General features: G+C 65.0%; 1 protein-coding gene. It reads right to left on the bottom strand.

Translation table 11 applies throughout. The features are described from left to right. Positions 1–303, bottom strand: a 303-nt coding sequence (locus RVY79_RS18825) for an aminotransferase class V-fold PLP-dependent enzyme (RefSeq protein ID WP_317466080.1), incomplete at both ends; no start/stop codon positions are given.

The raw sequence follows: 303 nt of genomic DNA, 5'->3' as shown, positions 1-303 counted from the left end.
GCAAGCTGCTGCCACGGCACGATGTTGGCGTGGTGCTCCAGGTGCGAGACGATGATCTCGTCCCCGGCGCCGATGTGCTGGCGGCCGAACGTCTGCGCAACGAGGTTGATCGCCTCCGTGGCGCCGCGCACGAAGATGATCTCGCTTGACGACTTCGCACCCAGGAAACGCGCGACCTTGTTGCGTGCACCCTCGTAGGCATCCGTGGCACGCGCGGCCAGTTCATGCGCCGCGCGGTGGATGTTGGAGTTCTCGTGCGCGTAGAAATACGCCAGCCGATCGATCACCGCTTGCGGCTTGTGC

It is taken from the genome of Chromohalobacter sp. HP20-39, assembly GCF_033052815.1.
In the GTDB taxonomy this organism is placed as follows: Bacteria; Pseudomonadota; Gammaproteobacteria; order Pseudomonadales; family Halomonadaceae; genus Chromohalobacter.
This window is presented reverse-complemented; position numbering and strand designations above follow the sequence as displayed.